This is a genomic window from Citrobacter freundii complex sp. CFNIH9, assembly GCF_002903305.1.
Classification (GTDB): domain Bacteria; phylum Pseudomonadota; class Gammaproteobacteria; order Enterobacterales; family Enterobacteriaceae; genus Citrobacter; species Citrobacter portucalensis.
The window spans coordinates 2,631,277-2,649,315 of sequence record NZ_CP026238.1; the positions used below are offsets into that span (position 1 = coordinate 2,631,277).

Here is an 18,039-nt window from a genome sequence, read left to right on the forward strand (position 1 = left end):
CATACAAAAATGCCTCCGGATGGAGGCATTTTCATTTACGGCATTACTCTTCGCTTTTTTTCTGTTGGCTCAGGCCGTACTCGCGCAATTTATTAGCAATCGCGGTATGCGAAACGCCGAGGCGCTTGGCCAGCTTGCGCGTGCTGGGATAATTCATATACAGCTGCGTCAGCACGGAGCGTTCAAAGCGGCTGGTAATTTCATCCAGCGACCCTTCCATCACCTCTTCTCCGACCGCAACCGTTGCCGCATCATAATCCGGCAGTAAAATATCCTGCGGCCGCAGCTCATAGCCTTCAAGCTGGGTCAACGCCCGGTAGATAGCGTTTTTAAGCTGACGCACGTTGCCCGGCCAACCGTAACGGGTTAACACCGTGCTGAGATCGGCGGACAGCTTCGGACGCGGCACGCCCTGCTCATCGGCAAAACGCGCTACGAACAGTTCGGTGAGCGGCATAATATCTTGTGGGCAATCGCGCAGCGGCGGCAGGTTTAACGTCAGTACATTCAGACGATAATAGAGGTCTTCACGGAAAAGTCCTTTCTGCACCAGCTCCACAAGGTTCTTTTGCGTCGCGCAAATCACACGGACATCAACATGAACTTCGTGATCTTCTCCCACGCGACGGAACGTACCGTCATTGAGAAAACGCAGCAATTTGGTCTGCATACGCGGCGACATTTCGCCAATTTCATCTAACAGAACCGAACCGCCATTCGCCTGCTCAAAGAACCCTTTTTTACCTTCCGGCGCATGGCCAAACAGCTCGCTTTCAACCGCATCTTCAGGGATTGACGCGCAGTTCAGCGCCAGATACGGTTTCGACGCACGTGGGCTTGCCAGATGGCAGGCGTGAGCAAAGAGATCTTTGCCGGTGCCGGTATTACCAGTAATCAGCAGCGGCGCGCTCAGCGTCGCCAGCTTGCGCGCCTGTTCCACCACGTGTTTCATTTTGGCGCTGACGGCAATAATCTGGCTAAACGCGCTGAGATCCTGCGTAGTCATATTTTGCAGCTGACGTCCCATTCGAATGGTGGAGCGCAACATCACCACCGCGCCGGTCAGCATCTGCTCCTGATTTTCGCCCTGCAAATGGACAGGCGTAATTTCCATCAGGAAATTCTGCCCGTTAATCACGACATGTTCGCTATGGGAATCCTGCGGATTGCTTTCCAGCCAGCGCTGGAAGTTAAACCCATTGATTAACTGGGCTGCGGTATGGTTGCGCATCCGCTCCTGGGTGTGCGCAAAAAGTTGACAGCTCGCAGGGTTCGCCATCTCAACTTTGCTTTTCATATCAAGAGAAAGGACCGGCTCTGGCAACGCTTCAAGCAGCGCACTTAGCGCCAGATGTTCACGTTCAGAAGGCATCCAGGGCACGGTGCGCACATCCGTAACACCTGAAATACGGCGAATTTCAGCCATCAGGCTGCTGAAGTTGGTGAACTCCAGCTCCGCAAAATTAAGGTAAATCCGCCCGATGGGGTCAATCTCGATACCGCGTAAATCAATGCTTCTCAGCACCAGTAAATCGAGCAATTCGCGGGTCAGACCAAGACGGTCTTCACAAAAGACTTCCAAACGCATAGGAACCTTCATCAGGACAAGGGATTATGTAGTAAATGATAAGACAGTATTTGGTTCGCAGGAAGAACTCTGTCAACAAATATTGACAGCGCGCTGGAAAATTGGGCGCCGGGGCGTAAAGTTATACGATCGGCGCCCGTTTTTTAGCTAACTTTCGCGCGGAGATTTGTTCTTTTGTAGGGTCTCTTTCACCTGACCAATCAGTTGACGGCGAAAATCGCCCAGTCGTGGCTTATCATCATCGATCCACGGCAGCGGTCGGCAAAGCTCCATAGCTTTAATGCCCAGACGCGCCGTTAATAACCCCGCGCCAATGCCCTGTGCGGCACGCGTTGATAAGCGGGCGGCTAAATCCTGCGACATCCAGTCCATCCCTACTTCCCGCACCAGCTCACTGGCCCCGGCAAAAGCGATATTCAACAACACCAGGCGGAACAGGCGCAGACGGCTGTAATAACCAAGTTCTATGCCATACAGCGATGCAATGCGATTAATCAGCCGCAGATTTCGCCAGGCGATAAACGCCATATCCACCAGCGCCAACGGACTGACGGCAATCATCAGCGTGGACTCTGCCGCTGAACGGCTAATCTCACGCCGGGCTTGCGCATCCAGTACCGGCTGCACAAGATGGGCATACAGACTGACCACTTCGCGATCGTTCTGCGTTTCATGAATTGAGGCATACCAACGCTGTAGCGCCGGATGCGACTGATCGATACCCGCCTGCTGCGCCAGTTTTTCACAAAATGCACGACCTTTTCCGGTTCCATGGCTGTGGAGCAAGTCTCGCGCTTCATCACGTTCGTGCGCGCGCTGACGCAATCGCCACAATCTGCGCCACTCGGTCGCCACCGATCCGACACCTGCGCCGATAATCAATGCGCCTGCGGCACATCCTCCCAGCGCGACCCAGTCCTGAGTCTGCCAGGCGTTCATGGTCCACTGCACACCCTGAGCAACAACGCTTACGCCAAACAGCGCCAACCCGCCCATCACCATCTTGCGCCACAGACTGCGTTTGGGGCGTAAGGCCGCATCAATGACGGCCTCCGCCTGACCTTCGTCTTCCAGGGGTTCATCCACTTTCGCCGGAGAAAAAGTCTGCGCCTCCGTTTCGTTGAACATTTGCTGCGCTTTAAACGCCGTGTTTTGTTCCACGTCCAGCGGACCTGAGAAATCGATACGCGGTTTTAACGGCTCGCTCATCGCAATTTATCTCCTATTAAAAACTCCAGCGCGGCATCAAGGCGGATATGCGGTAAGGGTTTATCGACATCCATAACCTGCGGGCGAAACGCCTCAAACTGAAAGCCCTGGCTGTCCCAGAACGCCTGTCCTGGCAGTCGCGCGGGCACTTCCCCCGGATAAACGGTTAGCGGTTCGCCATCGCTCAGACGATTACCACGCAGCGCCGGGATCTTTTCACCTTTCACGTCGATCAAGCCGCTGGTGGTTGCCTGCACCGATGCCAGCCCCAGACAATCCATGCTGATGCCTTCGAACGCCGCGTTTTGCCATGCGTCCTGGATCAGCTGCTGCAATAACGACACCATATTGGCGTGCTGATCGACCGTGACGTGGTCGGCTTTGGTGGCGGCAAACAGCAGCTTGTCGATCACCGGAGAAAATAGCCGACGAAACAGCGTACGCTGCCCGTAATGGAAGCTTTGCATCAACTGGGTAAGCGCCAGACGCATGTCGTTGAACGCCTGTGGCCCGCTGTTGAGCGGCTGCAGGCAATCGACCAGCACAATCTGGCGGTCAAAGCGCAGGAAGTGATTCTTATAAAACCCTTTGACGACCTTTTCGCAGTAATAATTGAATCTTTCGCGCAACATGCCCGCGTTGGTGTGTTTGTCAGCCTGCGCCAGCTTTGATTCCCCCCAGGCATCGACATCCGGCCACGGGAAGAATTGCAGCGCAGGCGCGCCCGCCATATCCCCGGGCAGGACAAAACGGCCCGGTTGAATAAAATGCAGGCCCTGCTGTTTACACTGATGCAGATACTCCGTCCAGGCGGCAGCAATTTCCGCCAGACGGTTTTCATCAGCAGGCGCCAACGGATCCAGCCCCTGGCATAACTGCCGCCATTTTGCCGACCATTCGCCCCGCTGCCCCTGCAATAATCCGGTCATTTGCCGCGACCAGCTCAGATAATCCTGGGCAAGCATCGGTAAATCGAGCAGCCACTCCCCCGGATAATCGACGATCTCCAGGTACAGCGTGGAGGTGTCTTTAAAGTGGCGCAGTAAAGAGTCATTGGATTTATAGCGCAGCGCCAGACGTATTTCACTCACGCCGCGCGTAGGGGTCGGCCAGGTTGGCGGAGAGCCGTACAGTTGCGCCAGTCCCTCATCATAGGTAAAGCGCGGAATGCCAAAATCGCGTTGAGGAACCCGTTTTACGCCGAGCAAACGCTCTTCGCGCACGCAGCTGAGCAACGGCAGACGCGCACCGGCATGAATATTGAGTAACTGGTTTACCATCGCAGTGATAAACGCCGTCTTACCGCTGCGGCTAAGTCCGGTGACAGCCAGGCGTAAATGCCGGTCTACGCCGCGATTAACCAGCGAATTGAGTTCATTTTTAAGTCGCTTCATCGCCATCCCGTTTTGCTGAAGGAACCGAAGAAATTATAACAAACAGGAAGTAAAGATAGGGGGCAATTCTTACTTATCAACTACCTGGGCGGTACCTGGCGGCATTATTCTTACCGCCAGGAGCAGAAGAACTGCGTACGGCTTATTTATTCTCTACTTTAGGAAGCGAGATCTGGTTGATGCCACCTTCATTCGTCACCTGCGTATAGCCCATTTCAGTCAACATATCCTTCGCTTGTCCCGATTGACGACCGGAGTTGCAGTACACCTTCACAGTGTCGTTCTTATCAGGAACTTCAGCTGCAATACGTGCCTTCATTTCTTTTAACGGAATATTGACGGCCCCCTGAATATGCTGCTGTTGGTACTGTTCAGGAACGCGAACATCGATCCAGTGTTCGGCTGCGTAAACCGGCATGCCGATGACCAGAGCCAACGCTAATATACCTTTTTTCAACATAATATCTTCCTGACTGATAGTTGGATTTACCTCTACACTATACGCCAGTTCTTAAGAAAATATTGCTGACCGACTTCCTGATATAAAACCTGGGTATTAATGCCCTGCGAAATAGATTTTTTAGTTCACCCTCAATACCCGTGGTAACGACCCAAAAGAATTCTGACAGCCCCCAAATTATATTTGTAAGCTGCCGCAAATTAACTGAGGGAATGTTGATTAATTGTTGCTTGCTTTTGCTGATTCAAATATCAGGGTTGATTACCTGAATAGCGTTTCGACAATTTTGCCGCAGCCCGACTCAACACCGGTTCCAGAACCAACGCCAGCAGCATTTTTAGCGGGCGTCGGGCGACGGACTTCACCGCCCACCCTGCTACACCCGCCGGGCCGTAGCGCAGCGCGGTCAGAAGCACCAGCTTACCTGCTATTTTAAAGCCCGGCTTAACCCTTTGCCCGGCACGTTGCCAGCGATTGTTCATTTCTGTCCTCACAATTGACGGAAGCGACTACGTAAGGAAAAAGTATCGGACGTCACATAACGTTCCATTTCACGTAAACGCTTTTCACTAGCAGCCAGCTCGCGATCGACGGCATCCAACAGCTCACCGCTTGATGGCTGCTGCTCGCCGGAAACCACATTGTCCGGCATCGGGTCCAACACAAAGGTCAGCACGATGTAGGCAACGAAGGTGAAAAAGGCCAGGCCAAAAAAGACTGACAACACCACCAGGATCCGTACCAGCTTCACAGGCACATCGAGATAATGCGCAATCCCAGCGCAAACCCCCTTCACCATGCCCTGCTGCGGAATACGCCACAGTTTTTTGTTCAGGTTAACGCCTCCCATTAGCGGTCCCTCCAGTTTGGATGTTCAGCATCGAGGATGTCTTCCAGCGCCTGAATGCGCTCGCGCATCCGCTGTGCGTCATCGTTGAGTTCAACCAGGCGTTGCTGTTCACTTTGCGACAGTTCGCCACGACTGGAACGGTTGCTGTAGTGCAGCCAGAGCCAAATCGGTAAAACGAACAACACAAAGATGGTTAACGGGATAGCCAGAAATAGCGCGCTCATGAGTACTCCTTACAGGTGATGAGCGGCGGCGCGTTCGGGCGCCGCCAGATGTTATTATTGCTTGTCTTGCTGCATTTTGGCTTTAAGTTGCGCCAGCTGCTCGCTGATTTCATCATCTGCTTTCAGGTCAGCAAATTGCTGATCCAGAGACTTCTGTTTACCGAAGTTATGGCTTTCAGCCTCGGCTTCCATCTGATCGATACGACGCTCGAAAGATTCAAAGCGCGCCATCGCTTCATCGAGTTTACCGCTGTCCAGTTGACGACGAACATCACGCGAAGAACTCGCTGCCTGATGACGCAGCATCAACGCCTGCTGACGAGCACGGGTTTCACTGAGTTTATTTTCCAGCTCACCGATCTCTTTTTTCATACGCGCAAGCGTATCGTCAACCAGCGTCACCTCATGCTCCAGAGAGGCAATTAAATCGGTCAGTTTCTGCTTTTCAATTAACGCAGAACGCGCCAAATCTTCTTTCTCTTTACGCAGCGCAAGTTCTGCTTTTTCTTGCCACTCTGCCTGTTGGGCACTGGCCTGTTCGATACGGCGAGATAATTGTTTCTTTTCTGCCAGCGCACGCGCTGAGTTAGAACGTACCTCAACCAGCGTGTCTTCCATTTCCTGGATCATCAACCGCACCAGTTTCTGCGGATCTTCAGCCTTTTCCAGCAACGCATTAATGTTGGCGTTCACGATGTCGGCAAAACGAGAAAAAATACCCATAATGTAATCCTCACTTACTGTTCTGATATCGGGCTATGCCCTGCTGATTTCGTTATGCACTTGGCGTGCCAACTTTTTATATAATTGATTTTATTGTAATTATATAATTTTACCTGCCAGGCTAATTAGCGTAAATTGGTGAATAACACTAACAAATGGTGAATTTCATCATGGCTGGATACAAAGATAATCTTCTGGGTGAAGCGAACAGCTTTATTGAAGTGCTGGAGCAGGTTTCTCATCTCGCGCCGCTGGATAAACCTGTACTGGTTATAGGTGAGCGCGGGACCGGGAAAGAACTTATTGCCAACCGCCTGCACTACCTCTCCACCCGCTGGCAAGGCCCGTTTATTTCGCTTAACTGCGCGGCTCTAAACGAAAATTTGCTTGATTCCGAACTGTTTGGTCACGAAGCGGGTGCCTTTACCGGCGCGCAAAAACGCCATCCGGGACGTTTCGAACGCGCCGACGGCGGTACGCTGTTTCTCGATGAACTGGCAACTGCCCCGATGTTGGTACAGGAAAAATTACTGCGGGTTATTGAATATGGCGAGCTGGAGCGCGTTGGTGGCAGCCAGCCGTTGCAAGTTAACGTACGACTTGTTTGTGCGACCAATGCCGACTTACCTCGCATGGTCAGCGAAGGCACTTTCCGCGCGGACCTGCTGGATCGCCTGGCCTTTGACGTGGTGCAACTCCCACCGTTACGCGAGCGTCAAAGTGACATTATGTTAATGGCCGAACATTTTGCCATTCAGATGTGCCGCGAGATCGGATTACCTCTGTTTCCGGGTTTTAGTGCCGAGGCCAGAGAAACGCTCCTCCACTACCGTTGGCCGGGCAATATTCGTGAACTGAAAAACGTCGTGGAGCGATCCGTTTACCGGCATGGAACCAGTGATTACCCGCTGGATGAGATAATCATTGACCCCTTCCTCCGCCACACTACTCAGCCGCAGGCGCCGGAAACTAAACCGATGTCTGTAGGTTTACCGCTGGATCTACGTGAATTCCAGCAGCAGCAAGAGAAAGACTTTCTACAAACCAGCTTACAGCAGGCAAAATTTAACCAGAAAAAAGCCGCTGAATTACTGGGGCTGACTTACCATCAGCTTCGCGCTTTGCTGAAAAAACACCAGATTTAACGCACATTTGCAGATGTCATATTGGCGGATTTGACGCATAACCTCATCAGGGTTTACCATGACGCCATTACTGTATAAAAAAACAGGTACAAATATGGCTCTGGCACTCGTTGGCGAAAAAATTGACAGAAACCGCTTCACCGGTGAGAAAATTGAAAATAGTACATTTTTTAACTGTGATTTTTCAGGTGCCGACCTGAGCGGCACTGAATTTATCGGCTGTCAGTTCTATGATCGTGAAAGCCAGAAAGGGTGCAATTTTAGTCGTGCGATGCTGAAAGATGCCATTTTTAAAAGCTGTGATTTATCCATGGCGGATTTTCGCAATGCCAGTGCGCTTGGCATTGAAATTCGCCACTGTCGTGCGCAAGGCGCAGATTTCCGCGGCGCAAGCTTTATGAATATGATCACTACTCGCACCTGGTTTTGCAGCGCATATATCACTAACACAAATCTAAGCTACGCCAATTTTTCGAAAGTCGTGCTGGAAAAATGTGAGCTGTGGGAAAACCGTTGGATGGGTGCCCAAGTACTGGGCGCGACGTTCAGTGGTTCAGATCTTTCCGGCGGCGAGTTTTCGACTTTCGACTGGCGAGCAGCAAACTTCACACATTGCGATCTGACCAATTCGGAGTTGGGTGACTTAGATATTCGGCGCGTTGATTTACAAGGCGTTAAGTTGGACAACTACCAGGCATCGTTGCTCATGGAACGTCTTGGCATCGCGATTATTGGCTAGTCTTCAGGGAGCGGTGAATATTCCGCCCCCTGCACTGCTTTTTACCCCTCAGGCATCGCTGAAGAGTGGTGTGTGGAAATTTTCCACTCTTTACCGTCCCATGCATAAGTGAATGTGTAGCGGGCTGAAACCGTTGATTTGTCCGCGAAGGTAAATGTGTAGGTACCGGTGTCTATCGCCTTATTACACCCCAGGCGAATGGTACGCATGTCAATTTTCCCGGTCGGCTTTTTCGCAAGAAAATGCTCGAAATAATCAACACGTTCAGCGTCCGTTAAACGCGCTTTATTGGATACAGTAGGCAGCAATACCGCATCGCTAAGATAATTTTCAGATACCGTCTGCGCGTTACCTGTTTTCAATGACTCGTTCCACTTATCAAATAGCGCTTCGATTTGCGCTTTATTCACCTTCACACAGTCTGGAGTCGACGCTGCAAAAACGGCTCCAGGCAATAGGGCAAGTGAAACAACAAGACTCAGTAATTTATTCATACAATTCATTCCATTAGAAGTTAAATGGCAACAGAAAACCGTTCATAACCAGGATCAAAGCCAAAATGCATTTAATAACCAATGGAAATCATCACCATAAATGGGTGAGAAGATTAAGATGCCATGAAGAAAAAATGGAATTAACATATTGAAATAATTATAGATACTTTAGCTATTACAACCCACATAACGTGTACTGCTTCCTGAATGATTATAGTTCAGCATTGATAGTGACACTCTAAATGCTCGCTCCACACTTCGTTATCGATGCCATACTCCATCTTCCGAGCACACACTGATATCAATCAGTAAACAACGACAGGTACGCCCCCACGTTTATAGCAAGTCAGATGGGCCATGAAAATGCTAAGATAGTTAACAGAGTAGATTCAAAGTGGATAGCAGGTATGAATTTTGACCATGTCGCGGTGTTGAACTCGCGCTTATCGAGCCTGTTACTCCCAAAAACAAACGGTAATGGCAAATGTCATTAAGTATTAGTAAGATAGCCTCTTTATATAATCCATTAAAATTATGCGCCTGGTTTTATCATCTCTGATCGTGATGGCTGGATTTCTGAGTGGTCAGGCTGCTGCTGCGCCTGAGCAAGCTCCGCACGCTGATATCCGTGACAGTGGGTTTGTCTATTGCGTCAGCGGGCAAGTCAATACGTTCAACCCACAAAAAACGAGCAGCGGTCTCATCGTCGATACGTTAGCGGCCCAATTGTATGACCGACTGCTTGATGTAGATCCCTACACCTATCGGCTGGTGCCTGAGCTTGCTGAAAGCTGGGAGGTGCTGGATAACGGCGCAACCTACCGCTTCCATCTGCGTCGTGACGTTCAGTTTCAGAAGACGGCCTGGTTCACCCCCACCCGCAAACTGAATGCAGACGATGTGGTGTTTACCTTCGAGCGCATCTTTGATCGCCACCATCCGTGGCACAATGTGAACGGCAGCAGTTTCCCCTACTTCGACAGCCTGCAGTTTGCCGATAACGTCCAAAGCGTGCGCAAACTGGACAACAACACCGTTGAATTCCGCTTAACGCAACCGGATGCCTCCTTTATGTGGCACCTTGCCACACACTATGCCTCCGTAATGTCGGCGGAATATGCCGCTAATCTGGCAAAACAGGATCGCCAGGAGTTGCTCGACAGACAACCCGTCGGCACAGGCCCGTACCAGCTTTCGGAGAATCGTGCCGGCCAATATATTCGGTTGCAGCGACATGAAAAATTCTGGCGTGGTACCCCCCTGATGCCGCAGGTCGTAGTGGATCTCGGTTCTGGTGGAACCGGACGCTTATCGAAATTACTCACTGGCGAATGTGACGTCCTTGCCTGGCCTGCCGCCAGCCAGCTCAGCATATTGCGTGATGACCCTCGCCTGCGTTTGACGCTGCGCCCGGGGATGAACATTGCCTATCTGGCGTTCAACACCAATAAACCGCCGTTGAATAACCCTGCCGTGCGACATGCGCTGGCGCTAGCGATCAACAACCAGCGCTTAATGCAGTCTATCTACTACGGGACGGCAGAAACCGCGGCATCTATTTTGCCTCGCGCCTCGTGGGCTTATGATAACGAAGCTAAAATTACAGAATACAACCCGGCAAAATCGCGCGAGCAGCTAAAAGCGCTGGGGCTGGAGAATCTGACGTTACAACTTTGGGTCCCTACCAGCTCTCAGGCCTGGAACCCCAGTCCGCTGAAAACCGCCGAGCTGATTCAGGCAGATATGGCTCAGGTGGGTGTGAAAGTGAAGATCATCCCGGTAGAAGGTCGTTTTCAGGAGGCGAGATTAATGGATATGAACCATGATCTGACGTTATCCGGCTGGGCGACGGACAGTAACGATCCTGACAGTTTTTTCCGGCCGTTGCTCAGCTGTGCCGCCATCAATTCACAGACCAACTTTGCCCACTGGTGTAATCCGCAGTTTGACAGCATTCTGCGCAAGGCTCTCTCTTCGCAGCAGCTTTCATCGCGAATTGATGCCTATGACGAAGCGCAAAATATTCTTGCCCAAGAGTTACCGATCCTGCCACTTGCCTCTTCACTGCGTCTGCAGGCTTATCGATACGACATCAAAGGGTTGGTGCTCAGTCCATTCGGTAATGCCTCTTTTGCCGGCGTGTCCAGGGAAAAGAAAGATGAGGTGAAAAAACCATGATTATCTTCACCTTGCGTCGATTTTTATTGCTACTGGTAACCCTGTTCTTCCTGACCTTTATTGGCTTCAGCCTGAGCTACTTCACACCTCATGCGCCGTTACAGGGTGCATCGCTGTGGAACGCTTGGGTATTCTGGTTCAATGGTCTCATTCACTGGGATTTCGGCGTATCCAGTATCAACGGTCAGTTGATCTCAGAGCAGCTGAAAGAGGTGTTCCCGGCCACAATGGAGCTGTGCATTCTTGCCTTTGGTTTTGCACTAATGGTTGGGATCCCCGTTGGTATGCTGGCCGGTATCACGCGGAACAAATGGCAGGACCGCTGCATCAGCGCATTGGCTCTGATGGGATTTTCTATCCCCGTTTTTTGGCTGGCGCTGCTGCTGACATTGCTCTTCTCGCTGACCCTCGGCTGGTTACCCGTTTCCGGGCGTTTTGATCTTCTCTACGAGGTGAAACCTGTTACCGGTTTTGCCATTATTGATGCGTGGATCTCCGACTCGCCCTGGCGCGATGAAATGCTGGTCAGCGCTATCCGTCATATGGTGCTCCCGGTGCTGACGCTCTCCGTTGCGCCCACCACAGAAGTTATCCGCCTGATGCGTATCAGCACCATTGAGGTCTTTGACCAGAACTACGTCAAAGCGGCGGCCACGCGCGGTCTGTCACGATTAACGATTCTGCGTCGTCACGTCCTGCACAATGCCCTTCCGCCTGTGATCCCGCGTCTGGGATTACAGTTTTCCACCATGCTGACGCTGGCGATGATCACCGAGATGGTCTTTAGCTGGCCCGGTCTTGGTCGTTGGCTGATTAACGCGATTCGTCAGCAGGATTACGCGGCGATTTCAGCGGGCGTGATGGTGATTGGCTCACTGGTTATTATCGTTAACGTCATCTCTGATATTTTGGGTGCTATGGCTAACCCTCTGAAACATAAGGAATGGTATGCCTTACGATAGCGTCTACAGCGAAAAACGCCCGCCAGGTACGTTGCGCACCGCATGGCGCAATTTCTATGGCGATGCGACTGCGATGATCGGCCTGTACGGCTGTGCGGGACTGGCTATTCTGTGTATTTTTGGTGGTTGGTTTGCCCCTTACGGCATCGATCAGCAATTTCTCGGCTATCAGCTTTTACCGCCGTCATGGTCGCGCTATGGCGAAGTCTCATTCTTCCTCGGGACAGACGATCTGGGACGTGACGTTTTAAGTCGTCTGCTCAGCGGCGCGGCCCCGACCGTTGGCGGCGCGTTTGTCGTCACTCTTGCCGCCACGCTGTGTGGCCTGGTATTGGGCGTAGTTGCCGGTGCGACGCACGGCTTGCGCTCTGCGGTGCTGAACCACATTCTGGACACCCTGCTGTCGATCCCTTCTCTGCTGCTGGCGATTATTGTGGTGGCCTTTGCCGGGCCGCACCTGACACACGCCATGTTTGCCGTCTGGCTGGCGCTGCTGCCGCGCATGGTGCGCTCCGTTTACAGCATGGTGCATGACGAGCTGGAGAAAGAGTACGTCATTGCCGCTCGCCTGGACGGTGCAACCACACTGAATATTCTGTGGTTCGCCGTTCTGCCCAATATTACCGCTGGCCTTATTACTGAAATCACCCGCGCACTGTCGATGGCGATTCTGGATATCGCCGCGCTGGGTTTTCTCGACCTTGGCGCACAGCTGCCGTCCCCGGAATGGGGAGCCATGCTCGGCGACGCGCTGGAGCTGATTTATGTCGCACCGTGGACGGTGATGCTGCCAGGCGCGGCAATTATGATAAGCGTGTTGCTGGTTAACCTACTGGGTGACGGCGTGCGCCGCGCAATTATTGCGGGGGTGGAGTAATGCCATTACTGGATATCCGCAACCTGACCATTGAATTCAGGACCGGTGACGACTGGGTAAAGGCTGTTGATCGTGTCAGCATGACCTTGAATGAGGGTGAAATCCGCGGGCTGGTCGGCGAATCTGGCTCCGGCAAAAGTCTGATCGCTAAGGCCATTTGCGGCGTCGCTAAAGATAACTGGCGCGTAACCGCAGACCGTATGCGTTTTGATGATATCGATCTGCTACGCCTTTCCGCGCGTGAACGACGCAAACTGGTCGGTCATAACGTCTCCATGATCTTTCAGGAGCCGCAGTCATGTCTCGATCCGTCCGAGCGTATCGGACGTCAACTGATGCAAAATATTCCGGCATGGACCTACAAAGGTCGCTGGTGGCAGCGCATCGGTTGGCGCAAACGCCGTGCGATTGAACTCTTGCACCGCGTCGGGATAAAAGACCATAAAGACGCCATGCGCAGCTTTCCATATGAGCTGACCGATGGCGAATGTCAGAAGGTCATGATCGCTATCGCATTAGCGAATCAGCCGCGTTTGCTGATTGCCGATGAACCAACGAACGCGATGGAGCCAACCACCCAGGCGCAAATTTTCCGTCTGCTAACCCGTCTGAATCAAAACAGCAATACTACCATTTTGTTGATAAGCCATGACCTGCAAATGCTCAGCCAGTGGGCTGACAAAATCAACGTGATGTACTGCGGGCAAACGGTCGAAACCGCGCCAAGTAAAGATTTGGTGACCATTCCTCATCATCCTTATACTCAAGCGTTGATTCGCGCTATTCCTGATTTTGGTAGCGCAATGCCGCACAAAAGCCGCCTGAATACCATGCCAGGAGCTATTCCATTGCTGGAACAATTACCCATCGGCTGTCGTCTGGGGCCACGCTGCCCTTATGCACAACGCGAATGTATTGAAACCCCAAGACTGACCGGAGCAAAGAATCATCTCTACGCCTGTCATTTCCCGCTGAACATGGAGAGAGAGTGAGATGGTAGAAACCCTGCTCGAAGTTCGTAATCTGAGCAAAACCTTTCGCTACCGGACAGGTTTATTTCGCCGCCAGACCGTTGAGGCCGTTAAGCCCCTGAGTTTCACCCTGCGTGAACGTCAGACGCTCGCCGTCATTGGTGAAAACGGTTCGGGGAAATCTACGCTGGCAAAAATGTTGGCGGGTATGATTGAACCCACCAGCGGTGAGCTGCTGATTGACGATCATCCGTTAAAATATGGCGATTATTCATTTCGTAGTCAGCGGATCCGTATGATTTTCCAGGATCCGTCAACATCGCTTAATCCGCGGCAACGTATCTCGCAAATCCTCGATTTTCCGCTTCGTCTGAATACCGACCTCGAGCCTGAGCAGCGTCGTAAACAGATCGTGGAGACCATGCGCATGGTCGGGCTGCTGCCCGATCACGTAAGCTATTACCCACATATGTTGGCCCCAGGGCAAAAACAGCGTCTGGGCCTTGCCCGTGCGCTCATTTTACGCCCCAAAGTCATTATCGCCGACGAAGCCCTGGCTTCTCTGGACATGTCGATGCGTTCGCAGCTCATCAATCTGATGCTGGAATTGCAGGAAAAACAGGGGATTTCGTATATCTATGTGACCCAACATATTGGCATGATGAAGCACATCAGCGATCAGGTATTAGTCATGCATCAGGGCGAAGTGGTAGAACGCGGCAGTACAGCGGATGTTCTGGCGTCCCCGCTTCATGAGCTTACCCGCCGCCTGATTGCAGGTCATTTCGGCGAAGCGCTCACCGCTGATGCCTGGCGAAAAGATCGTTAGCAAACGGCTGCCCTCCTCAACCGGGGGGCAATCTGTCATCAGTGACACAACGTGGGTAAGAGCAGCGTATCAACTTCGGTAAACGCGACTGACGGGTAAAGGGCACCACCTTGCATTGCCCAGACACCTGCGGTACTGGCCTCGTCAATAAGTCGTACTGTTTCTACTCCCTTCACCACAACACGGTCGCAATATTCCCTGATATTTTTGATCAGCACCGGGAACATCGGTTTTTCTACCTGTTCCAGGAAGAAACCGCGATCCAGTTTCACAACGTCAAAATGACCGCAAACCAGCGGACTGGCCCCTACGCTGCCGGAGCCAAGATCGCCCAACCACAATGCGTTTGGGCCGTCGCGAAGTGAATTAATCAGCAGATTATTCAGGCACACGGTATTCGACAGAAAACGTTCTGAAAGTTCCAGTGCAATAAATGGTAGAGCATGTAAGGCCGACTTGATGGCTGGATCACCAATCGCCAGCAGTGCCATTTCGTCAATGAGGTTCAGGGTGCAAATAAGGCTGTTGCGCTCAAACCAGTCACGCTTTTCGGCAATTAGTCGAATTTGCTCGAGCAGGAAATTACGCTTTTGTTCGCTATCCCACGCTGAAATGATGAAATCTGGATGCAACGGGTGAACCGTATCTGAAGTAAACCGGGCGTTAATCTCTACACCCAGTAATTTATCTGTTGTGTCTCTCATCGGTTCCGCGATGAAATGATAGTGCATAAGACCACTCCAATTGATCATAACATCCTGATAATGCACTTCTAATCACAATCAATCAATAATATCGATCAATGAATCGATATTGATCGATAAAAACAATATATCATAACAAGCTGAATATTGTCATGTTTTATGTTTTAAGAAAGTTCCTACCTTGCTATGTTTATTAACATCAGCTAGCAATGAAATAATACCATTTCAATGCCTTTGAAACCTCGTATTTTCTCTGATTCACCGACGTTAGATGCCTGAACGAAGCATAAGCGGAGGGGGATGATATACTCCTCACATGTAATAACGTGACAGGTCACGTGAGGCGGATAACCATTCTCCAGGGAAAAAGCGTGGGATATAATTTCAGGCCAATTTCGAGTGTGTTTGATGCGTCAATCATAACTCATTGATTGATAAAAGATAAGTGTTAACCAAAAGGATTAAAGCCATGGGTTTTTTATCAGGTAAGCGCATTCTGGTGACAGGCCTTGCCAGTAAATTGTCTATCGCATGGGGAATCGCTCAGGCGATGCATCGCGAAGGTGCCGAACTGGCGTTCACCTACCAGAACGACAAGCTGAAAGGTCGTGTGGAAGAATTTGCAGCGCAATTAGGCTCCAACATTGTTTTGCAGTGTGATGTAGCTGAAGATGCCAGCATTGACGCCATGTTTGCTGAACTGAGCAAAGCCTGGCCGAAATTCGACGGTTTCGTACACTCCATCGGCTTCGCACCTGCTGACCAACTGGATGGTGATTATGTGAATGCAGTTACCCGCGAAGGATTTAAAATTGCGCATGACATTAGCGCTTATAGCTTTGTTGCGATGGCAAAAGCATGTCGTTCTATGCTAAACCCTGGCTCTGCGCTATTGACGTTGTCCTATCTGGGCGCAGAGCGTGCAATCCCTAACTATAACGTGATGGGCCTGGCGAAAGCCTCATTGGAAGCAAACGTCCGTTATATGGCTAACGCAATGGGGCCTGAAGGCGTACGCGTAAACGCAATTTCCGCAGGTCCAATCCGCACCCTCGCCGCTTCCGGTATCAAAGATTTCCGTAAAATGCTGGCCCATTGCGAAGCTGTTACGCCGATTCGCCGCACTGTTACCATTGAAGATGTGGGCAACTCTGCGGCATTCCTGTGTTCCGATCTTTCTGCCGGTATCTCAGGTGAAGTTGTACACGTTGACGGTGGTTTCAGCATCGCTGCAATGAATGAACTAGAACTGAAATAATCATCCACTCTTCTCTGGGCGGCCCACCGTCGCCCGTGATGCTCGTTTTTAATTCCCCTCTACCCTGTCCCATATATGCTTTTCTGATATTTATTATCACGTAACAATCTTTCATCCCCTCTTCTGCTTACGTCAGGATATTGCAGCGCAAACGATCCGGCGTAGTGGTATGACGACGTGTCCGGGTCGCCACTTTTTAGACCAAGGACCGCCCATGGAACAACGCCGAATTGAAGGCAAAAGCCACTGGTATCATGAGACGCAATCCAGCATGTATCCACAAGATGTTCTGCCGCTGGTGCCGGAAGCCGCTCATGTCGACGACTGCTTTTTACTGGATCTGGCGATATCTGATGACGCCCTTTTACCTTTTCAATCCTGGTTAATCCCTGCCCGTAAACTTGCACAGATCCTCTTCCCGATCCACGTAAACCTGAGTCAGATGCACACATTCAGCGCCTATGAACGGATGAGTACGGCGTTAACCGTCGCTCAGGTATATGGCGTCCAGCGATTATGTAATCACTATGCCGCGCGTCTAACACCGCTTCCTGGGCCGGACTCCTCGCGGGAAAGTAACCATCGACTGGCGCAAATCACCCAATATGCTCGTCAACTTGCCAGCTCTCCTGCCGTGATAGGCGCGCGCGATCGCCAGCATCTGGATGCAGTCGGGCTGACCACCAGCGATAGCATTCTGATGAATCAAATTATCGGATTCGTCGGTTTTCAGGCCCGTATCGTGGCCCTGTTTCAGGCCTGGTGTGGACATCCGGTGCGCCGAATTCCGGGTCTCGATATACAACAATTCGCTCACGCTTCACCATTTAGTGCAGCAAACGCTACCTGGCACGCTTCGCCATTTCCGATTGAAAAACATCTTAATCATGATGAGTCGATAGACAGACGTTATCCCGAGGAACTGCAAGCGTTACTGCCATTACTGATACATTCCCCCGTCATTTTGGATTTACTCGGGTCGCTCATTTCCAGCACGCAACGTAGCGGGATACCGGTACAGGCATTTTCATTGGCGGCGCTGATGACTTCGCGGATTAATGGCAGCGTGGCCTGTTTTAATGAACATGCGTATTCAGCTCATGAATTAACCGAGGCCATTACCGTTCTTCGTCAGGATGAACGTGAATTACAACATTGGGAACAACGACATCCGGTTGAGCGCGTCACCCTACAGGCGGTACAATGGCTGACCCGGGCGCCCGACCGCTTTAGCACCGCACTGTTAACGCCTTTGTTCGATCAGGGAATCTCTTCAGAGCAGGCCATTAACCTGCTAGCCTGGAGTGGATTGTGCGGATGGTTGAATCGCTTGAAAATCGCGCTGGGCGACACTGATTAACCGATCCACTTACTGAAAGAGCGCTTGCTGCCACTGGCAGAATCGCGTAAAACTGTCAGCCGCTCTTTTAGCCA

19 protein-coding genes are annotated in these 18,039 nt (G+C 51.4%); 9 read left to right on the forward strand and 10 right to left on the reverse strand.

Annotated elements, in window-relative coordinates; all coding sequences use genetic code 11:
- Positions 1–43: 43 nt before the first annotated feature.
- From tyrR to pspA, 8 genes are all read right to left on the reverse strand, one after another.
- On the reverse strand, positions 44–1,588 hold the full coding sequence (gene tyrR / locus C2U43_RS13325; protein ID WP_008784910.1) for a transcriptional regulator TyrR: 1,545 nt from the start codon (positions 1,586–1,588) through the stop codon (positions 44–46).
- Positions 1,589–1,735: 147 nt separating this feature from the next.
- Entirely contained in the window at positions 1,736–2,797 is a 1,062-nt protein-coding gene (locus C2U43_RS13330; RefSeq protein ID WP_032943592.1) for a YcjF family protein, read from the reverse strand.
- The gene (locus C2U43_RS13335; RefSeq protein WP_003833262.1) at positions 2,794–4,191 is read right to left on the reverse strand and encodes a YcjX family protein; all 1,398 of its coding nucleotides are present in this window, start codon (positions 4,189–4,191) and stop codon (positions 2,794–2,796) included. The genes C2U43_RS13330 and C2U43_RS13335 overlap by 4 nt, the downstream gene beginning before the upstream one ends.
- A gap of 142 nt (positions 4,192–4,333) precedes the next feature.
- Positions 4,334–4,651, reverse strand: a complete 318-nt coding sequence (gene pspE, locus C2U43_RS13340; protein ID WP_103285289.1) for a thiosulfate sulfurtransferase PspE — start codon at positions 4,649–4,651, stop codon at positions 4,334–4,336.
- A 251-nt stretch (positions 4,652–4,902) separates the two neighbouring features.
- Positions 4,903–5,133, reverse strand: a complete 231-nt coding sequence (gene pspD / locus C2U43_RS13345) for a phage shock protein PspD (protein WP_003833267.1) — start codon at positions 5,131–5,133, stop codon at positions 4,903–4,905.
- Between the two features lie 8 nt (positions 5,134–5,141).
- Entirely contained in the window at positions 5,142–5,501 is a 360-nt protein-coding gene (gene pspC, locus C2U43_RS13350; protein ID WP_003020497.1) for an envelope stress response membrane protein PspC, read from the reverse strand.
- Complete coding sequence (gene pspB / locus C2U43_RS13355; protein ID WP_003020509.1) at positions 5,501–5,725, reverse strand: envelope stress response membrane protein PspB; 225 nt, start codon at positions 5,723–5,725, stop codon at positions 5,501–5,503. Before pspB ends, pspC begins: the two co-directional genes overlap by 1 nt.
- A gap of 54 nt (positions 5,726–5,779) precedes the next feature.
- Positions 5,780–6,448, reverse strand: a complete 669-nt coding sequence (gene pspA / locus C2U43_RS13360) for a phage shock protein PspA (protein ID WP_003020532.1) — start codon at positions 6,446–6,448, stop codon at positions 5,780–5,782.
- A gap of 155 nt (positions 6,449–6,603) precedes the next feature.
- Between pspA and pspF the strand changes: the two genes are divergently transcribed.
- The gene (gene pspF, locus C2U43_RS13365) at positions 6,604–7,593 is read left to right on the forward strand and encodes a phage shock protein operon transcriptional activator (protein WP_162623429.1); all 990 of its coding nucleotides are present in this window, start codon (positions 6,604–6,606) and stop codon (positions 7,591–7,593) included.
- Between the two features lie 94 nt (positions 7,594–7,687).
- Positions 7,688–8,332, forward strand: a complete 645-nt coding sequence (locus tag C2U43_RS13370) for a quinolone resistance pentapeptide repeat protein QnrB13 (protein WP_063865782.1) — start codon at positions 7,688–7,690, stop codon at positions 8,330–8,332.
- Positions 8,333–8,373: 41 nt separating this feature from the next.
- Here C2U43_RS13370 and C2U43_RS13375 read toward each other — a convergent pair whose 3' ends face one another.
- On the reverse strand, positions 8,374–8,826 hold the full coding sequence (locus tag C2U43_RS13375; protein ID WP_003833285.1) for an SgcJ/EcaC family oxidoreductase: 453 nt from the start codon (positions 8,824–8,826) through the stop codon (positions 8,374–8,376).
- 534 nt (positions 8,827–9,360) lie between these two features.
- On the opposite strand from C2U43_RS13375, the gene sapA reads away from it, so the two are divergent.
- Genes sapA through sapF form a run of 5 tightly spaced genes read left to right on the forward strand, consistent with a single transcriptional unit; the run spans position 9,361 to position 14,643 of the window.
- Positions 9,361–11,004 (forward strand): ABC transporter substrate-binding protein SapA, encoded by a 1,644-nt coding sequence (gene sapA / locus C2U43_RS13380; RefSeq protein WP_003833288.1) that lies wholly within the window; start codon positions 9,361–9,363, stop codon positions 11,002–11,004.
- Entirely contained in the window at positions 11,001–11,966 is a 966-nt protein-coding gene (gene sapB, locus C2U43_RS13385) for a peptide ABC transporter permease SapB (protein WP_003020545.1), read from the forward strand. The genes sapA and sapB overlap by 4 nt, the downstream gene beginning before the upstream one ends.
- Entirely contained in the window at positions 11,953–12,843 is an 891-nt protein-coding gene (gene sapC, locus C2U43_RS13390; protein WP_003833291.1) for a peptide ABC transporter permease SapC, read from the forward strand. Before sapB ends, sapC begins: the two co-directional genes overlap by 14 nt.
- Positions 12,843–13,835 carry a peptide ABC transporter ATP-binding protein SapD gene (gene sapD / locus C2U43_RS13395; RefSeq protein ID WP_003020556.1) on the forward strand — a complete coding sequence of 331 codons (993 nt, stop codon included), beginning with the start codon at positions 12,843–12,845 and terminating at the stop codon, positions 13,833–13,835. Before sapC ends, sapD begins: the two co-directional genes overlap by 1 nt.
- Before the next feature lies 1 nt (position 13,836).
- Positions 13,837–14,643: a peptide ABC transporter ATP-binding protein SapF gene (sapF, locus tag C2U43_RS13400; protein WP_003020558.1), complete on the forward strand. Its 807-nt coding sequence runs from the start codon at positions 13,837–13,839 to the stop codon at positions 14,641–14,643.
- A gap of 38 nt (positions 14,644–14,681) precedes the next feature.
- On the opposite strand, the gene C2U43_RS13405 is transcribed toward sapF, so the two are convergent.
- Complete coding sequence (locus tag C2U43_RS13405; protein WP_103285290.1) at positions 14,682–15,374, reverse strand: EAL domain-containing protein; 693 nt, start codon at positions 15,372–15,374, stop codon at positions 14,682–14,684.
- A gap of 442 nt (positions 15,375–15,816) precedes the next feature.
- Between C2U43_RS13405 and fabI the strand changes: the two genes are divergently transcribed.
- The gene (gene fabI / locus C2U43_RS13410) at positions 15,817–16,605 is read left to right on the forward strand and encodes an enoyl-ACP reductase FabI (protein WP_020996373.1); all 789 of its coding nucleotides are present in this window, start codon (positions 15,817–15,819) and stop codon (positions 16,603–16,605) included.
- Positions 16,606–16,819: 214 nt separating this feature from the next.
- Complete coding sequence (locus C2U43_RS13415) at positions 16,820–17,965, forward strand: CMD domain-containing protein (protein ID WP_103285291.1); 1,146 nt, start codon at positions 16,820–16,822, stop codon at positions 17,963–17,965.
- Positions 17,966–18,039 lie beyond the last annotated feature (74 nt).

Coding starts and splice junctions, on each gene's coding strand:
- tyrR (WP_008784910.1), bottom strand. CDS start 1,588: ATGCGTTTGGAAGTCTTTTGTGAAGACCGTCTTGGTCTGACCCGCGAA.
- C2U43_RS13330 (WP_032943592.1), bottom strand. CDS start 2,797: ATGAGCGAGCCGTTAAAACCGCGTATCGATTTCTCAGGTCCGCTGGAC.
- C2U43_RS13335 (WP_003833262.1), bottom strand. CDS start 4,191: ATGAAGCGACTTAAAAATGAACTCAATTCGCTGGTTAATCGCGGCGTA.
- pspE (WP_103285289.1), bottom strand. CDS start 4,651: ATGTTGAAAAAAGGTATATTAGCGTTGGCTCTGGTCATCGGCATGCCG.
- pspD (WP_003833267.1), bottom strand. CDS start 5,133: ATGAACAATCGCTGGCAACGTGCCGGGCAAAGGGTTAAGCCGGGCTTT.
- pspC (WP_003020497.1), bottom strand. CDS start 5,501: ATGGGAGGCGTTAACCTGAACAAAAAACTGTGGCGTATTCCGCAGCAG.
- pspB (WP_003020509.1), bottom strand. CDS start 5,725: ATGAGCGCGCTATTTCTGGCTATCCCGTTAACCATCTTTGTGTTGTTC.
- pspA (WP_003020532.1), bottom strand. CDS start 6,448: ATGGGTATTTTTTCTCGTTTTGCCGACATCGTGAACGCCAACATTAAT.
- pspF (WP_162623429.1), top strand. CDS start 6,604: ATGGTGAATTTCATCATGGCTGGATACAAAGATAATCTTCTGGGTGAA.
- C2U43_RS13370 (WP_063865782.1), top strand. CDS start 7,688: ATGGCTCTGGCACTCGTTGGCGAAAAAATTGACAGAAACCGCTTCACC.
- C2U43_RS13375 (WP_003833285.1), bottom strand. CDS start 8,826: ATGAATAAATTACTGAGTCTTGTTGTTTCACTTGCCCTATTGCCTGGA.
- sapA (WP_003833288.1), top strand. CDS start 9,361: ATGCGCCTGGTTTTATCATCTCTGATCGTGATGGCTGGATTTCTGAGT.
- sapB (WP_003020545.1), top strand. CDS start 11,001: ATGATTATCTTCACCTTGCGTCGATTTTTATTGCTACTGGTAACCCTG.
- sapC (WP_003833291.1), top strand. CDS start 11,953: ATGCCTTACGATAGCGTCTACAGCGAAAAACGCCCGCCAGGTACGTTG.
- sapD (WP_003020556.1), top strand. CDS start 12,843: ATGCCATTACTGGATATCCGCAACCTGACCATTGAATTCAGGACCGGT.
- sapF (WP_003020558.1), top strand. CDS start 13,837: ATGGTAGAAACCCTGCTCGAAGTTCGTAATCTGAGCAAAACCTTTCGC.
- C2U43_RS13405 (WP_103285290.1), bottom strand. CDS start 15,374: ATGCACTATCATTTCATCGCGGAACCGATGAGAGACACAACAGATAAA.
- fabI (WP_020996373.1), top strand. CDS start 15,817: ATGGGTTTTTTATCAGGTAAGCGCATTCTGGTGACAGGCCTTGCCAGT.
- C2U43_RS13415 (WP_103285291.1), top strand. CDS start 16,820: ATGGAACAACGCCGAATTGAAGGCAAAAGCCACTGGTATCATGAGACG.